A 16454-nucleotide genomic window follows, 5' to 3' on the forward strand; every position below is an offset into this window, starting at 1 on the left:
CGGCACATAGCGCGGCGGCGGGATTCGTCTTGCGAAGATGTCAACTTAGAGTCCGGAATAACCTATCGAAATCATATCGATGCGGCAGTCGGGAGGCGCTGGATTGAAAGGCGTCGCGGCTGCGACAATGGCTTCAGCCGGCGCGACAGTCCATGTCGCTGGGGAAAGAGCACCCCCTTACCGTTGCGGCAGAATTGCCATCGTGCGCGGTCCAGGAACGACAAAACGGATCACGGATCACCCAATCGATCGAGGACAAAAGCTGCCCTTGAACATCAAGTCGGGGAAGACGAACGAGAAAAATACCGGGCGGCGCGTTCGCGTGGTCGTGGCCGAACGCAATCCATTCGTCGTTTCGGCGCTGCGCGAGATGCTGGAATGCGACGGCCGCTTCGACCTGCTCGGCGCCGTGCACAGCGGCGCGGAATTCCTGGAGCTTGCCGCCGCCGCGAAATTCGATGTCGCCGTCATCGGCTGGAAGCTTGCCGACATGGACGGCGCCGACATCCTGGCCGAGATCCAGAACCGCCAGCTCGGCGTGCGCGTCACGGTCTTTTCCAACGACCACGACATCGGCATCCTGAAGCAATGCGTGCGCCTCGGCGCGCAGGGCTATTGCTTCCAGTTCGACGATCCGCCGATCATCTTCGACACCATCCTCGCCGTCGCGCATGGCCGCATCTGCATCCCCTATATCGACATCAACAAGGTCAACGACACGCCGCTGTCGCGGCTTACCGTGCGCGAGCGCGAGCTGCTTGCGGTGCTGTCGGACGGCTGGACGAACCTGCAGATCGCAACGCGGACCGGCATTTCCGAGAACACGGTGAAGTACCACCTCAAGAATCTCTACGACAAGCTGGACGTGCGCAACCGCGCCATGGCCGTCGCGCTCTACGCCAGCGAAAAGCGCCGCCCGCCGAAATCGCCTTTCGGGTAGGCCGCCCGGGTCGCCAATCGGGTAGGACCATCCCACCCGCGCGGGCCAACAACTTACCCGGCAAGGTGTTGTTGGCGAGCCGCTTCAAAACGAGAATTCCTCCACCATCCCAAACGATCGGAGGAGTTCGCGCATGGCTGGGTTCACGCATCTTTTCATCCCGGGGCCCACCAACATTCCCGAGCAGGTCCGGCAGGCCATGAACCTGCCGATGGAGGACATGCGCGCCGGCTCGTTTCCGGACCTGACGCTGCCGCTGTTCGAAGATATCAAGCGGGTTTTCAAGAACGAGACCGGCCGCGTCTTCATCTACCCGTCGTCCGGCACCGGCGCCTGGGAAGCCGCGATGACCAATGTGCTCAGCCCCGGCGACCGCGTGCTGATGTCGCGCTTCGGCCAGTTTTCGCATCTCTGGGTCGACATGGCCGAACGCCTCGGCTTCGAGGTCGATGTCATCGATTGCGAATGGGGCACCGGCGTACCGCTCGAGCTCTATGCCGAGAAGCTTCGTGCCGACAAGGCGCACACCATCAAGGCCGTGTTCTGCACGCAGAACGAGACCGCCACCGGCGTCACCAGCGATGTCGCCGGCTGCCGCGCCGCACTCGATGCCGCCAACCACCCTGCCCTGCTCTTCGTCGACGGCGTCTCGTCCATCGGCTCGATCGATTTCCGCCAGGAGGAATGGGGCGTCGACTGCGCCGTCAGCGGCTCGCAGAAGGGTTTTATGCTGCCCGCCGGCCTCGGCTTCCTGTCCGTCAGCAAGAAGGCGCTTGTGGCCTCGAGGACTGCCACCCACCGGCGCTGCTTCTTCTCCTTCGAAGATATGATCCGCGCCAATGATGCCGGCTATTTCCCCTATACGCCTGCCACCCAGCTGCTGCGCGGCCTGCGCGCCTCGCTCGACCTGATCGCTGACGAAGGGCTGGACAACATCTTCGCCCGCCACCATCGCCTGGCCGAGGGCGTGCGCAAGGCGGTCGACGCGTGGGGCCTGAAGCTCTGCGCCAAGGCGCCGAAATGGCATTCCGACACGGTGAGCGCCATCCTGGTGCCCGAAGGCATCGACAGCGGTGACGTCGTCAAGCGCGCCTACCGCACCTACCAGACATCGCTCGGCGGCGGCCTCAACAAGGTGATGGGCAAGGTGTTCCGCATCGGCCATCTCGGCTGGCTGAACGAGGTGATGGTGCTGGCCTCGCTGTCGGCCGCCGAGCTGACGCTGCTCGACTGCGGCGTCAAGCTGGCGCCGGGCTCCGGTGTCGGTGCCGCCATCCAGCACTTCCGCGCCTCGGCCGAAGTGCCGGTCGCCGAAGCGGCCTGAGCGGGAGCAGACCATGAGCCACACCATCAACCATTTGAAGAAGCTCAGGCTGCAGCGCAGCGAGCTGGCCGTTCCCGGCTCCAGCCCGGAGATGATCGACAAGGCGGCCAACAGCGCCGCCGACTTCGTTTTCCTCGACATCGAGGACGCGGTGGCGCCGCCGGACAAGGAACGCGCCCGCAAGAACATCATCCAGGCGCTCAACGACATCGACTGGCGCGCCAAGGGCAAGACCGTCTCGGTGCGCATCAACGGCCTCGACACCCACTACATGTACCGCGACGTCGTCGATGTGATGGAACAGGCGGGCGACCGGCTGGACACCATCCTGGTGCCGAAGGTCGGCGTCCCGGCCGATCTCTACATGGTCGAGGCCATGGTCAACCAGATCGAGATGGCCAAGGGTTTCAAGACCCGCGTCGGCCTCGAAGCGCTGATCGAAACCGCGCTCGGCATGGCCAATGTCGAGGCGATCGCCGCCACGCCGGGCCGGCTGGAAGCGATGCATTTCGGGGTCGCCGACTATGCGGCCAGCAACAAGGCGCGCACCGTCAACATCGGCGGACTCAACCCCGACTATCCCGGCGACCAGTGGCACTTTGCGCTGTCGCGCATGACGGTTGCCTGCCGGGCCTATGGCCTGCGCGCCATCGACGGGCCGTTCGGCGACTTCTCCGATCCCGAAGGCTACAAGGCGGCCGCCAGGCGCGCCGCCGCACTCGGCATCGAAGGCAAATGGGCGATCCACCCCTCGCAGATTGCCTTGGCCAACGATGTCTTCTCGCCGCCGGAAAAGGAGGTCACGCGCGCCCGCCGCATCCTCGAAGTGCTGAAGGAGGCGGAAGCGCTCGGCAAGGGCGCCGCCGCGCTCGACGGCAAGATGATCGATGCCGCGTCGGAGCGCATGGCGCGCAACGTGCTGGTGGTCAACGAGGCGATCGAGCGCGCCGGCCAGGCGCATGCCGCTGCCGCGCAGTAGAAAATACCGGGAGGACAAGATGGACATTCACGAATACCAGGCCAAGGAACTGCTGGCACGCCACGGCGTGCATGTGCCGCGCGGCGGCCTTGCCTACAGCCCCGAACAGGCGACCTACCGGGCGCGCGAGATCGGCGGTTCGAAATGGGTGCTGAAGGCGCAGGTTCATTCCGGCGCGCGCGGCAAGGCCGGCGGCATCAAGCTCTGCTCCAATGACGAAGAGATTTCCAACGCGGCGGAAGCCATGCTCGGCCGCAAGTTGGTGACCAACCAGACCGGTCCGCGCGGCAAGCTGATCTCGCGGCTTTATTTGGAGGAAGCCGTCGACATCGCGCAGGAGCTCTATCTCGGCTTCGTGCTCGACCGCAAGGAAGAGCGCGTCATGATCGTGGCTTCGGCGGCCGGCGGCATGGAGATCGAGGAAATCTCCGAAACGAAACCGGATTCGATCATCCGCGCCACCGTCGATCCGGGCGTCGGCATGCAGGGTTTTCAGGCGCGCGAGATCGCTTTTGGCCTCGGCCTGGAAAGCAATCTGATCGGCAAGGCGACCGAAACCATCCTCGGCTGCTATCAGGTGTTCCGCGACTACGACGCCTCGATGCTGGAGATCAATCCGCTGGTGGTGACGCGCGACGGCAGCCTGGTCGCGCTCGACGCAAAGATGTCATTCGACGAGAACGCGCTGTTCCGCCGTCCGGAAATCTCCGAGCTGCGCGACAAGAGCCAGGAAGACCCGCGCGAGACTTTCGCCAGCGACCGCGGCCTCTCCTATGTCGGGCTGGACGGCAATATCGGCTGCATCATCAACGGCGCCGGTCTCGCCATGGCGACGATGGACATGATCAAGATTGCCGGCGGCGAGCCGGCCAACTTCCTCGACATCGGCGGCGGCGCCTCGCCCGAGCGGGTGGCGAAGTCGTTCCGCGCCGTGCTCGGCGACAAGAATGTCGAGACCATCCTGGTCAACATCTTCGCCGGCATCAACCGCTGCGACTGGGTCGCCGAGGGCGTCATCAAGGCGATCCGCGAGGTCGGCGTCGAGGTGCCGCTGGTGGTGCGGCTCTCCGGCACCAAGGTCGAGGAAGGCCGCAAGATCCTGGCCGATTCCGGCGAGGCGGTGATCGTCGCCGAAACGCTGGCCGAAGCCGCCGAAAAGGCCGTCGCCGCCTGGCGCGCGGCTACGAAGAAGAAAAAAGCAGCCTGAGGGAGGAAGAAATGGCAATCCTGCTCAACCGCAGCACGCGCGTCATCGTGCAAGGTTTTACCGGCAAGATCGGCAGTTTCCATGCCGACGACATGAAGCGCTACGGCACCAAGCTGGTCGGCGGCGTCACCCCCGGCAAGGGCGGCCAGAGCCATCTTGGCCTGCCGGTCTTCAACACCGTCAAGGGCGCGGTGCGCGAGACCCGCGCCGAAGCCAGCATCGTCTTCGTGCCGCCGCCCTTCGCCGCCGATTCGATCATGGAAGCGGCCGATGCCGGCATCAAGCTCTGCGTCTGCATCACCGACGGCATCCCCTCGCAGGACATGATGCAGGTCAAGCGCTACATGCGCCGCTACCGCTTCGAGGACCGCATGCGCCTGGTCGGCCCGAACTGCGCCGGCGTCATCACGCCCGGACAGGCGCTGATGGGCATCATGCCGGGCAGCATCTACCTGCCCGGGCGCGTCGGCATCGTCGGACGGTCGGGCACGCTGGGCTATGAGGCCGCCTCGCAGATGAAGGCGTTGGGCATCGGCGTCTCGACCAGCGTCGGCATCGGCGGCGACCCGATCAACGGCTCGTCGTTCAAGGACATATTGCAGCTCTTCGAGCGCGACGACGACACCGACGCGGTGGTGATGATCGGCGAGATCGGCGGCCCGCAGGAAGCCGAAGCCGCGATCTGGGCGCGCGACAATATGAGGAAGCCGCTGATCGCCTACATCGCCGGACTTTCCGCTCCGAAAGGCCGCCGAATGGGTCATGCAGGCGCCATCATCTCCGCCTTCGGCGAGTCGGCGCAGGAGAAGGTCGAAATCCTCAAGGAAGCCGGCGTCGTCATCGTTCCGACCCCGGCCTCCTTCGGCGAGGTCGTAGCCGATACGCTGGCGCGGACCAAGAAGGCGGCGTGACGGCGGCCCCCAGTTGAAATCTGGTTTCGGGGTCGGCGCGAGCATCGCGGCGACCTCATCGACTGGCAGAAAATCCGATGAAACCGCGTTTGACCGGTGCCGCTTCCGATTCAGGGTGGCGGGAAATCGATACGTTCGGCTCAGGATAGCGGCTGTGGAACAGAGCAAACGCATAAAATTTCGTGAGGACGAGCGCAGCCTCTTGTTGCGGCTGCTGCTTCAGGTCGCAAGCGCGCGAGAGCCCGAGATCGCCGCGGTCCTGAGCGGACGCAGGTCGCTTGTCTCCCTCGCCCCCGAACAGCGCATCCCGGCGCTGCAGGCGAGCGGCGTGTGGTTCCAACTGCTGACGATTGCCGACGAGTTGCTCGCCATGCGGGCGCGGCGCGAACTCGAACAGGGCGCAGGTGTCGACGAGGTGCCCGGCTCCTTCGCCAGCGTGATCGCCGAGATGGCGGCGAACGGCCACTCGGCGGCGCAAGCCCAGGCGGCGCTCGACGCGCTTTGCGTCGGCCCGACCATGACCGCGCATCCGACCGAGGCCAAGCGCGTCACGGTGCTGGAGATCCACCGCCGCATCTATCGCAAGCTGACCGAGCTCGACCAGCCGCGTTGGGCGCCGCGCGAACGCGACCTCCTGGTCGCCGATCTGGAAAGCGAGATCGAGCTTCTGTGGATGACCGGCGAGCTGCGGCTGGAGCGCCCGACGGTCGAACGCGAGATCGCCTGGGGCCTGCATTTCTTTCGCGAAGTCATCTTCGAGGCGACGCCGCAGCTCTATGGAAAGCTTCAAGGCGCCTTTGAGCGCCATTATCCGGGCGAGCCGATCAGGATTCCCTCCTTCATGCGCTATGCCTCGTGGATCGGCGGCGACCGCGACGGCAATCCGAATGTGACGGCCGCGGTCACTGCGCACGCCATGGCGCAATACCGCGACACCGCCATAGGCTGGTATCTGACGCAGGTGCAGCGGCTGGTGACGGTGCTCAGCGCCAGCTCGAACGTCATCGAGCTGCCGGCCAGCTTCAAGCCGGTGCTGCAAACCGCGCTCGATAAGAGCGGCGAGGCTGACGAGATCGCCGCGCGCAACCCCGACGAACCGCTGCGCCAATTCGCTTCGGCCCTGCTGGCCCGGCTGGCCGCCACGCGCGACGGCGGCAAGGCGGCGTACCTGTCGGCGGAGGCGTTCCGCGCCGATCTCAACGCTCTGTCTTCGGTGCTTGAAGCGATCGGCGGGCGCGCGGTGGCCAGGCGTTTCGTCCAGCCTCTGCTCTGGCAGGTCGGCAGCTTCGGTTTCCGCACCGTCTCGCTCGACATCCGACAGAACTCCACGGTGGTCAACCGTGTGCTGGCCGAGCTGTTTGCGCTGGCGGACCCGGCCGACCCCGTCGCCCCCGGCACGCCGCAATGGTCGGCGCGCATTCGTACGGCGCTCAGCCAAAGCGATCGGCTGGAGATCGACGAAGGGCGGCTCTCGCCGGAAGCAGCCGAACTGCTTTCCACATTCTCCGTCATCGCCAAACAGATATCGGGCTCCGATGCCGACGCGGTCGGCTCTTTCATCCTCAGCATGACCCGCTCGGCCGACGATCTGCTCGCGGTCTATCTGTTGGCGCAATATTGCGGGCTTTCGGCCGCGCCCGGTGGCGGCGGCACGATCAGGCTGCGGATCGTGCCCTTGTTCGAGACCATCGCCGACCTGCAGGCCGCCCCGGCCATCCTGAATGGATTGCTCGGCGTTTCGCTGGTGCGGCGGACAGTGCGCGATTTCGGGGCGCGCCAGGAAATCATGCTCGGCTATTCGGATTCCAACAAGGACGGCGGTTTCCTCGCGTCCAATTGGGAGCTGGCAAAAGCGCAAAAGCGCCTCGCCGCCATCGGCCGCAAGCACAACACCAGGATCAGCTTCTTTCACGGTCGCGGCGGCTCCGTCAGCCGCGGCGGCGCGCCGACCGGCCGCGCAATCGCGGCGCAGCCGCAAGGCACTGTCGCCGGAGCCATGCGGGTGACCGAACAGGGCGAGGTCGTCTCGTCGAAATTCGCCAATCGCGGCACCGGCCTCAACCAGCTCGAGGTTCTCGCCGCCGCCGTGCTGGCGCATGGAGTCCGCGGCGATGCCGAAGCGAAGGAGGCGCCGGAGTTCGACGAAGCGCTGGAAGCGCTGGCGGGCATGTCGCAGGCGTCCTACGCCGGATTGATGGCCGAGCCGAGCTTCCTCGACTATTTCAATCAGGCGAGCCCGGTCGCGGAACTGGCGCTCTTGAAAATGGGCTCACGCCCGGATCGTCGCTTCGGCGCCAGCGGCATTGCCGATTTGCGCGCCATCCCTTGGGTGTTCGCCTGGAGCCAGAACCGTCATCTGTTGACCGGCTGGTACGGCATCGGCAGTGCGCTCAGCGCCTTCGTCACGGTGCGCGGCGAGGCCGGGCGCGAGCTTCTCGCCCGCATGTTCGAGCATTCGCGCTTCTTCCGCCTGATCGTCGACGAGGCGGAAAAGACGCTCTACCAGTCCGACATGGAGATCGCACGGCTCTATGCCGGCCTAGTGTCCGACAGCGATGCGGCCAGCCGGATCTACGCCCGCATCGCCGCCGAATACGAGCTGACGCGACGCCTGATCGGCGACCTCACCGGAGGCGACCTTTCCGCGCGCTTTCCAATGTTCAAGCGGCGGTTCGACAATCTGCGCCGGCAGATGGACGACATCCACCGCCTGCAGGTCGATCTGCTGCGCGAAGTTCGGGCAAACACCGGCACGGCACATCAGAAGCAGGCGACCGACGCTCTGCTTGTGTCGATCAACTGCATTTCGGCCGGGTTGGGATGGACGGGTTAGGGTCGTTCTGATCGAGCACTTGCTCGGCGCTCTGTGAGCCCGCACAAGAAAAAGATCAAAAACTTGAAGGATGCGGCTCCTTCAATGAAGTCCTGGCCGACACACTGGGACAGACGAAGAAGGTAGCCTGCGCGTATCCGGTGTAGGCATGAATTTTGATATTCCCTCCAGCCATCCACTGTTGCATTCTATTTGCAGGGATTTTGGGGGGAATAGAAAATTGGCACGTCGCGGCGGCTTCGAAAGATTCGTCATGTCTATGGCGCGGGAGGTTGCGCGACAACAGCGGGCTAGTGCAACCGCGCAAAGAATGCAAATTCGCGAAAACGAGCGCTTTCAAAAGCAACAGGAACGGGAAGCACAACGACTACAGAAGCACTTTTTAATGTCGCAGCGCGAGGCAGAGCGAGCCGCGAAGTTGCAATATCTGGAGGACCGCGAGGAGGAAGCGAACTATGAAACTCAAGCGATCAACGATTCGTTGGACCGTTTGAGAAACGTGCTTCAGGACACGTTATCAGTAGACGACACAATCAGTTTCGACAGTCTGAGAGTCCACGAAAAACCTCCAACGCTGTCGATTTCCAAATCTGTCCTCAACGGATCTGAAGCGCCCAAACTCGAAAATTTTCGCGCGCAGGTGGCGCAACCGAGCGGACTAGCCAAATTAATCCCCGGCGCGAAAAGCCGATATGCCAACGCTCTGACAGATGCGGATAGTCGCTATGAGGTTGCCCACATAGAGTGGACGAAAACGGAGAGGACTCGGATCGCAAAACTCGAGGATATGAAAGCCTCCCACTTTCAAGCACTATCCGCTTTCAAGAACAAGGTGGAACAAAGAAACGCTGAGGTCGATGATTTCAGAGACAGCTATCTTGCTTCCGATCCAGATTCGATCATCGCATACAATTCAATGGTACTTGAACGATCTGCTTATCCGCCTGGGTTTCCTCAAACCTTTTCAATAGCCTACACAGTGGCTTCAAAGCAGCTAGTTATCGAATATGAATTGCCGACAGCGGAAATCGTGCCGGCAAAAATTGAATGTAGATATGTGAAGACACGGGATCTGATAGAAGCGAAGGTTCGCAAAGCGGCCGAAATAAAAGAAATCTATCAGGACGTGATTGCTGCCTTAGCACTGCGAACGATCCATGAAGTCTTCGAGGCCGATCAGGCGGCATGTATCGAAACTTGCTGCTTCAACGGTTATGTCCGAACTGTTGATCCTGCCACCGGAGTCGATATCCAGCCTCATCTCATCTCGGTCCGAACCACAAAGGAGCGCTTTACTCAGATCAATCTGGCGCGCGTCGATAAAACTAGCTGCCTCCGCAATCTTGGTGCTCAGGTCTCCCGCCATGCCAGTGAATCTCAACCGATCAAGCCCATTGTCGAGTTCGACATGGCCGATGCTCGTTTCATCGATCAAGCGGACATGGTGTCGGGGCTGAATTCAGTACCCAATCTCATGGATCTAACTCCAGGAGAGTTTGAGCATCTTGTTGCAAATCTTTTCGGCAAGATGGGACTGGACTCCAAACTAACCCGATCATCTCGAGATGGTGGTGTTGATTGTGTCGCCTACGATTCGCGACCGATTTTAGGAGGCAAGGTTGTCATACAGGCCAAGCGATACAGACATACCGTAGGCGTATCGGCGGTCCGCGACCTATATGGAACGATGATGAATGAAGGGGCTAACAAGGGCATCTTGGTAACTACCAGTGGCTACGGCCCAGACGCCTTCAATTTCTCATCAGACAAGCCAATCGAGCTGATCGACGGAGGCGGACTACTGTTCCTCTTGCAGGAGGTAGGAATGCAAGCTCGGATATTAATTCAAGACGACGACTGAGACCAACAATCTGATCGCCACCTGAAGGCCGACTTAACCGGACTGTCGGTTAGAATTTGGTGCGGTCGAGAAGACTCGAACTTCCACGGGTTGCCCCACAGCGACCTCAACGCTGCGCGTCTACCAATTCCGCCACGACCGCACGTGGTAGGAGCCGGAACCGCCCGGCCCGGGGCCTGTAGCAAATCGTTCCCGGCGAAACAAGTGCGCCGTGCGGAATAATCGTCACCCGCTGGCACCAATGCTCCACAGACCCGCGACGGGCCGGCTGAACTGGACGTTTGGGCCGTTTGCCGCCATATGAATGGGGCATCGAGAAAGTTTCATGACAGAACGCAGCCAGATCGCCACGTCGTTCCTGCCGCTCTCGGGCTCAGCGCCGGTCGAGTGGGTGGTCGAGCCCGGCCTGACCGCATACCCGGATGCGCTGGCCTTCATGGAGGCGCGCGCCGAGGCGATCCGCGCCGGGGCGGCAAGCGAGATGGTCTGGCTGGTCGAGCATCCACCGCTCTACACCGCCGGCACCAGCGCCCGCAGCGAGGACCTGATCGATCCCGACCGCTTCCCGGTCTTTGCCGCCGGGCGTGGCGGCGAATACACCTATCATGGCCCGGGACAGCGGGTCGCCTATGTCATGCTCGATCTGAAGCGCCGGCGCGAGGATGTGCGCGCCTTCGTTGCGGCACTCGAGGACTGGATCATCGGCACGCTGGCCGCCTTCAACGTGCGCGGCGAACGGCGCGAGGACCGCGTCGGCGTCTGGGTGGTGCGGCCGGATCGCCCTGCCCTGCCCGACGGCACGCCTGCCGAGGACAAGATCGCGGCCATCGGCATAAGGCTCAGGCGCTGGGTGAGCTTTCACGGCATCGCCATCAATGTCGAGCCGGATCTCGGTCATTTTGGCGGCATCGTGCCTTGCGGCGTCTCGGACCATGGCGTCACCAGCCTCGTCGATCTCGGCCTGCCGGTGACGATGGCCGACCTCGATCTCGCGTTGAAATCAGCCTTCGAGGATGTTTTTGGCCCCGCCGCCGCGCCGACCGCCGAGATGGCCCGAAAGGCAGGCTGATCGCTACATTAACTGAGCAGACGCCCACAGCATGCCGTAGCCGTGGATGGCAAAGACGGCGATCAGCGCGCCGGCCATCGCCAGGCGGTCGAAAGGCTGAATCGGCTTCAGTTCGTGACGCGGCTTCACGCCGCTGCCCACGGTGAGCAGGCTGAGGATCGAAAACACCGCGCCCGCGATCAGCAGGAAGCTGGGCGAAAAGCCGGCGCGCCAGCCGAGCGCAAGCAGCGCCGACAGGAGGAGGAAGGACGCCAGCGCCAGCGCGATCGGTCCCGAACAGATCTGGCGCAGCACCTGGCCGCCGTCGAATTTCCACACCGGCACCAGATTGGCGATGTTGAACAGCGAGGCGCAGCCGGCAAGCGTCGCCAGCAGCGTGGCGGCGAGACGATGTCCTTCGGCATGGGCAAAGCCGCTGGCGGCGATCAGCACCGGCACCAGGAAGGCCGAGAAGCCGGCGCCCATCAGCGCCACGAACGCCACCTCGAAGCGGCTGTCATAGGGCCTGCCGCCCATGGCGATGCCGCCGAGCAGCGGAATGAAGATCATGCGCGCGCGGCGATGCCCGGTCAGCCGGAACGCCGCCATGTGGCCGAGCTCGTGCAGCGCGACAACCGAGGTCAGAATCGCGGCGAGCGCGAAGCCGCCGATGTTGAGGCCGAAGAACGGCCACAGGATGAAGGCCGAAAGCACGGCGAAGCCGACCTGGCTCACCGGATGCTCGAACCAGCCGCCCTTGCGGTACTGCCCGGTCGCCGCCCAGGTCTCCAGCTTGCGCAGCTCGCGGCGCATGGCGAAGAAGCGGAAGATGAGGAAGGCGACGCCGCGATAGCGGTCGGTCTGGCTGAGCGTGACCCGCGTCGCCTCGCCTTCCGGCGCAAGCTCGGCTGTCTCGCGATAGTTCGCCCAGAACGAAGGATCGAGCGCCGTATCCTCGATCACCCGCATTGCGAAACTCTTGCCCTCGACGACATCCTCGAACCGCGCCTTGCGGTCGATCGGCCGGCCGTCGCGGCCCTCCCAGGACAGTTTGATCAGCACTGTCCCTTCGCCGTCCAGCGGCTCGGCGGAGAGGATCTCGCCCGCCCAGCCGGCATCGCTGCCCAGCGGCCAAAGCGCCTGCCAGAGGCGGCCGCGATCGGCCCTGATCACACGGCTGACGGTGACGGTGCGCAGACCGAGCGGCGCCGTCATCAACAGAAAGATCAGTCCCAGATTTGCGGCCACAAGGCTGACCGTAACGATGACCGACACTGCCCTTGCTCCTTGCCTTGAGGAAGCAGCCTAGCGGCAGGCCGGCCAAGAAAGACTTAACAAGGGGCGGGCTCTCCCCGTCTCGGACGGACCCTTGCCCGTCCACACCAGGCGGGCACTTGCCCGCCCGCGCAGCAGCGCCAAAGGCGCGCAATCACATGGCGCCGATCCAGATCGCCATGGAAACCAGGAAGGTGCTCATGCAAACCAGCGAGATGACATCCTGAACCAGATCAGACATAACTTCTCTCCTGTTTTTAATATGTTCGTAATTTGTTCTAATTTTGTTCGAATGTCAACGACCTCTAGCGGCCCGTCCGAACGAATTCGGGCGGCGCGTTTTGGCAGGGTTAAGGAAAGGTTAGCGGGGCGCTGGGCGCATTTACGAAGGGGCAGGTCAAGCCGAGATTCGGATCAGGCTGAGTCGAGGACGGCAGGTTCCGAGAACCGGAACGGAGCGTACTTGAAGTACGTGAGTACCGGAAGCGCAGGAAACTGCCGTCCTCGACTCAGCCTCATCCGAATATCGGTTTGGCCTAAAGCGGGACGACTTTCCCCTCGGCCAACGTCACCCGCCGATCCATGCGGCCGGCCAGCTCGTGATTGTGCGTGGCGATCAGCGCCGCCAGTCCGGACTGCCTGACCAGCGCTTCCAGCGCGTCGAAAACATAGGATGCCGTCGTCGGGTCGAGGTTGCCGGTCGGCTCGTCGGCCAACAGCACCAGCGGTGCGTTGGCGACGGCACGCGCAATCGCCACGCGCTGCTGCTCGCCGCCGGAAAGCTCGGCCGGCCGGTGCTGGGCGCGCTTGCCGATCTGCATATAGTCGAGAAGCTGCGCCGCCCGCTCGGACGCATCCTTGCGGGCAAGGCCCTTGATCAGCTGCGGCATCATGATGTTCTCGAGCGCCGAGAACTCCGGCAGCAGGTGATGGAACTGGTAGACGAAGCCGACATCGTTGCGACGGATCGCCGTGCGTTCCTCATCTGACAGCCTGCCGCAGGCGCGACCGCCCAGGATCACATCGCCGGCGTCGGGCCGCTCCAGCAACCCTGCCGTATGCAGCAAGGTCGACTTGCCGGTGCCGGACGGCGCCACCAGCGCCACCATCTCGCCGCGCCTGAGCGAGAAATCGGCGCCGTTGAGAATAGTCAGCTTGCGCGGCCCCTGCACATAGTGCCGCTCGACGCCCTTCAACTCGATAATGGTTTCGGCCATCATTCGTACCGCAAGGCTTCGACGGGATCGAGCCGGGCCGCCCGCCAGGCCGGAAACACCGTCGCCAGGAACGACAGGCCGAGCGCCATGATCACCACATAGGTGGTCTCGCGCGGGTCCATCTTGGCCGGCAGCTGGCTGAGGAAATAGAGCTCGGGATTGAACAGGATCCGGCCCGTCATCCAGGAGAAGAACTGCCGGATCGATTCGATGTTGACGCAGATGACGACGCCGAGCAGCACGCCGGCGATGGTGCCGGTGACGCCGATCGCAGCACCCGTCATTAAAAAGATGCGCAGTATCGCGCCGCGCGAGGCGCCCATGGTGCGCAGGATGGCGATGTCGTGGCCCTTGTCCTTCACCAGCATGATGAGGCCGGAAATGATGTTGAGCGCCGCCACCAGCACGATCAGCGTCAGGATCATGAACATGACGTTGCGCTCAACCTGCAGCGCCGAGAAGAAGGTCTCGTTACGCTGGCGCCAGTCGACGATGTCGATCGGCCGCTGCGCCGCCTGCTCGACCAGCGGCTTCAACGCGTCGACATTGTCGGGGTTATCGACATAGATCTCGATGGTCTGCGCGCGCCCGTCCATGTTGAAATAGAGCTGCGCTTCGGAAAACGGCATGTAGACGATCGAGCTGTCATATTCCGACATGCCGACCTCGAAGATCGCCGCCACCTTGTAACCCTTCATGCGCGGCGTCGTGCCAAGCGGCGTCACGTCGCCGTCGGGCGAGATCAGCGTGATGGTGTCGCCGAGCACCAGGCCGAGATTCTCGGCCATGCGCTTGCCGATCGCCACGCCGTCGCCGCCATCGAAGCCGTCGAGCGTGCCCTGCTTGACGTTGCTGGAAACGATCGAGATCTTGCCGAGGTCCTCGCCGCGGATGCCGCGCACCAGGGCGCCGGTGCCGCCGCCGACATTGCCTTGCGCCAGCACTTGGCCGTCGATCAAGGGAATCGCGTACTTTACGCCTGCGACGCCGTTGATGCGGCTCGCCACCTGCGCATAGTCCTCTAGCGGCGAATCGAGCGGCTGCACGATGAGATGGCCGTTGACGCCGAGGATGCGGGTGAGCAGCTCGGCGCGAAAACCGTTCATCACCGCCATCACGACGATCAGCGTCGCGACGCCGAGCATGATGCCGAGGAAGGAGATCGAGGCGATGACCGAGATCACCGTTTCCTTGCGGCGCGAGCGCAGATAGCGCCACGCCACCATCCGCTCGAAGCCCGAAAAGGCGCCCGCCGCTGACCTGGCCGCTGCCGCCGCCTCGCTCATGCGGCGATACCCAGGCGCTTCCTGGCCTCCGCGAGCGGCAGCGTCTCGCGCTCACCGGACTTGCGGTTCTTGATCTCGACCTCGCCGCTAGCCACGCCGCGCGGGCCGACGATCACTTGCCAGGGCAGGCCGATCAGGTCGGCGGTGGCGAACTTGCCGCCCGGCCGCTGGTCGGTGTCGTCATAAAGCACATCCTTGCCAGCCGAAGTCAGCGCCGAATAGAGCTCGTCGCAGACGCGGTCACATTCGGCGTCGCCGACCTTCATGTTGATCAGGCCGATGTCGAAGGGCGCCACGGCTTCCGGCCAGATGATACCGTTCTCGTCATGGCTGGCCTCGATGATCGCGGCCACCAGCCGCGACGGGCCGATGCCGTAGGAGCCGCCCGAAGCGAAATGGTCCTTGCCGTCGGGGCCGGTCACCTTGGCGTTCATCGGCTTCGAATATTTCTCGCCGAAATGGAAGATGTGGCCGACCTCGATGCCGCGCGCCGAAAGCTGGTCGCCTTCGGGCACCTTCGCCCAGGCCGCCTCGTCATGCATCTCGTCGGTGGCGGCATAGGGCGTCGTCCAGGTCTTCACGATGTCGCCGATCTCGGCGTCGTCGGCGAAGTTGGTATTGGCGCCGGGGACGTCGAGCGCGAGATAGGCGCGGTCGCAGAACACCTGGCTTTCGCCGGTCTCGGCCAGGATGATGAACTCATGGCTGAGGTCGCCGCCGATCGGCCCGGTATCGGCGCGCATCGGGATCGCCTGCAGGCCCATGCGGGTGAAGGTCCTGAGATAGGAGACGAACATGCGGTTGTAAGCAGCCCGCGCGCCCTCGAAATCGAGATCGAAGGAATAAGCATCCTTCATCAGGAATTCGCGCGACCGCATGACGCCGAAGCGCGGGCGCACCTCGTCGCGGAACTTCCACTGGATGTGGTAGAGATTGAGCGGCAGGTCCTTGTAGGACTTGACGTAGGCGCGGAAGATCTCGGTGACCATTTCCTCATTGGTCGGACCGTAGAGCATGTCGCGGTCCTGCCGGTCCTTGATGCGCAGCATCTCCTTGCCGTAGTCGTTGTAACGGCCGCTCTCGCGCCACAGATCCGCCGACTGGATGGTCGGCATCAGGATTTCCAGCGCGCCCGCGCGGTCCTGCTCTTCGCGGATGATCCGGCAGACCTTGTCCAGCACCCGCTTGCCGAGCGGCAGCCACGAGAAACTGCCCTGCCCCTGCTGGCGGATCATGCCGGCGCGCAGCATCAGGCGATGCGAGACTATCTCGGCCTCGCGGGGGTTTTCTTTGAGAATGGGCAGAAAGTAGCGCGACAAACGCATGGACTGGTCCGTAAGTGAAAGATTGCGGCGCCAGAATCGGCGCGCCTCAGGCTGCTTGCCCGGGCTTCATAGCCATTTCATGGCCGAATGGAAACCCGAGCACCCCAAACTGTTGGGGGCTTGTGAACGTGACCGAAAAAGCGGTCAAAGGCCGCAAAATGGCGAATTTGCCGATTTGATCGATTCACAAGCAAGCCATGCTACACTATTGTGCACTGCAGCACGATATTGCCCGTTTGGAGGCAAAA

At 63.4% G+C, this 16454-nt stretch carries 12 protein-coding genes and 1 tRNA gene; 8 read left to right on the forward strand and 5 right to left on the reverse strand.

The annotated features are described in order from the left end of the window. Positions 1 to 268: 268 nt before the first annotated feature. From FJ988_RS18030 to FJ988_RS18060, 7 genes are all read left to right on the forward strand, one after another. Complete coding sequence (locus FJ988_RS18030) at positions 269 to 940, forward strand: response regulator transcription factor (protein ID WP_140819700.1); 672 nt, start codon at positions 269 to 271, stop codon at positions 938 to 940. A gap of 133 nt (positions 941 to 1073) precedes the next feature. Continuing rightward, entirely contained in the window at positions 1074 to 2264 is a 1191-nt protein-coding gene (locus tag FJ988_RS18035; RefSeq protein WP_140819701.1) for an aminotransferase class V-fold PLP-dependent enzyme, read from the forward strand. Between the two features lie 13 nt (positions 2265 to 2277). After that, on the forward strand, positions 2278 to 3243 hold the full coding sequence (locus FJ988_RS18040) for a CoA ester lyase (RefSeq protein ID WP_140819702.1): 966 nt from the start codon (positions 2278 to 2280) through the stop codon (positions 3241 to 3243). Positions 3244 to 3262: 19 nt separating this feature from the next. Beyond that, positions 3263 to 4450: a malate--CoA ligase subunit beta gene (locus tag FJ988_RS18045; RefSeq protein ID WP_140819703.1), complete on the forward strand. Its 1188-nt coding sequence runs from the start codon at positions 3263 to 3265 to the stop codon at positions 4448 to 4450. 11 nt (positions 4451 to 4461) lie between these two features. After that, complete coding sequence (gene sucD / locus FJ988_RS18050; protein ID WP_140819704.1) at positions 4462 to 5361, forward strand: succinate--CoA ligase subunit alpha; 900 nt, start codon at positions 4462 to 4464, stop codon at positions 5359 to 5361. A gap of 154 nt (positions 5362 to 5515) precedes the next feature. Continuing rightward, the gene (locus FJ988_RS18055; RefSeq protein WP_140819705.1) at positions 5516 to 8194 is read left to right on the forward strand and encodes a phosphoenolpyruvate carboxylase; all 2679 of its coding nucleotides are present in this window, start codon (positions 5516 to 5518) and stop codon (positions 8192 to 8194) included. Positions 8195 to 8342: 148 nt separating this feature from the next. Continuing rightward, entirely contained in the window at positions 8343 to 10055 is a 1713-nt protein-coding gene (locus FJ988_RS18060) for a restriction endonuclease (RefSeq protein WP_210242772.1), read from the forward strand. A gap of 57 nt (positions 10056 to 10112) precedes the next feature. Here FJ988_RS18060 and FJ988_RS18065 read toward each other — a convergent pair. Beyond that, positions 10113 to 10197 (reverse strand) — tRNA-Leu (locus FJ988_RS18065). Between the two features lie 183 nt (positions 10198 to 10380). Between FJ988_RS18065 and lipB the strand changes: the two genes are divergently transcribed. Further along, positions 10381 to 11124, forward strand: a complete 744-nt coding sequence (lipB, locus tag FJ988_RS18070; RefSeq protein ID WP_140819706.1) for a lipoyl(octanoyl) transferase LipB — start codon at positions 10381 to 10383, stop codon at positions 11122 to 11124. Positions 11125 to 11127: 3 nt separating this feature from the next. On the opposite strand, the gene FJ988_RS18075 is transcribed toward lipB, so the two are convergent. From FJ988_RS18075 to proS, 4 genes are all read right to left on the reverse strand, one after another. Next, positions 11128 to 12378 carry a site-2 protease family protein gene (locus tag FJ988_RS18075; protein ID WP_140819707.1) on the reverse strand — a complete coding sequence of 417 codons (1251 nt, stop codon included), beginning with the start codon at positions 12376 to 12378 and terminating at the stop codon, positions 11128 to 11130. Between the two features lie 536 nt (positions 12379 to 12914). Further along, on the reverse strand, positions 12915 to 13598 hold the full coding sequence (locus tag FJ988_RS18080; RefSeq protein ID WP_181183578.1) for an ABC transporter ATP-binding protein: 684 nt from the start codon (positions 13596 to 13598) through the stop codon (positions 12915 to 12917). Continuing rightward, complete coding sequence (locus FJ988_RS18085; protein ID WP_140819709.1) at positions 13595 to 14881, reverse strand: lipoprotein-releasing ABC transporter permease subunit; 1287 nt, start codon at positions 14879 to 14881, stop codon at positions 13595 to 13597. The genes FJ988_RS18080 and FJ988_RS18085 overlap by 4 nt, the downstream gene beginning before the upstream one ends. After that, positions 14878 to 16206, reverse strand: coding sequence for a proline--tRNA ligase (gene proS / locus FJ988_RS18090; RefSeq protein ID WP_140819710.1), 1329 nt, complete (start codon positions 16204 to 16206; stop codon positions 14878 to 14880). The genes FJ988_RS18085 and proS overlap by 4 nt, the downstream gene beginning before the upstream one ends. Positions 16207 to 16454 lie beyond the last annotated feature (248 nt).

The organism is Mesorhizobium sp. CU3 (assembly GCF_006442965.1).
Taxonomy (GTDB): Bacteria; Pseudomonadota; Alphaproteobacteria; order Rhizobiales; family Rhizobiaceae; genus Mesorhizobium.

Coding starts and splice junctions, on each gene's coding strand:
- FJ988_RS18035 (WP_140819701.1), top strand. CDS start 1,074: ATGGCTGGGTTCACGCATCTTTTCATCCCGGGGCCCACCAACATTCCC.
- FJ988_RS18040 (WP_140819702.1), top strand. CDS start 2,278: ATGAGCCACACCATCAACCATTTGAAGAAGCTCAGGCTGCAGCGCAGC.
- FJ988_RS18045 (WP_140819703.1), top strand. CDS start 3,263: ATGGACATTCACGAATACCAGGCCAAGGAACTGCTGGCACGCCACGGC.
- sucD (WP_140819704.1), top strand. CDS start 4,462: ATGGCAATCCTGCTCAACCGCAGCACGCGCGTCATCGTGCAAGGTTTT.
- FJ988_RS18060 (WP_210242772.1), top strand. CDS start 8,343: ATGAATTTTGATATTCCCTCCAGCCATCCACTGTTGCATTCTATTTGC.
- lipB (WP_140819706.1), top strand. CDS start 10,381: ATGACAGAACGCAGCCAGATCGCCACGTCGTTCCTGCCGCTCTCGGGC.
- FJ988_RS18080 (WP_181183578.1), bottom strand. CDS start 13,598: ATGATGGCCGAAACCATTATCGAGTTGAAGGGCGTCGAGCGGCACTAT.
- FJ988_RS18085 (WP_140819709.1), bottom strand. CDS start 14,881: ATGAGCGAGGCGGCGGCAGCGGCCAGGTCAGCGGCGGGCGCCTTTTCG.
- proS (WP_140819710.1), bottom strand. CDS start 16,206: ATGCGTTTGTCGCGCTACTTTCTGCCCATTCTCAAAGAAAACCCCCGC.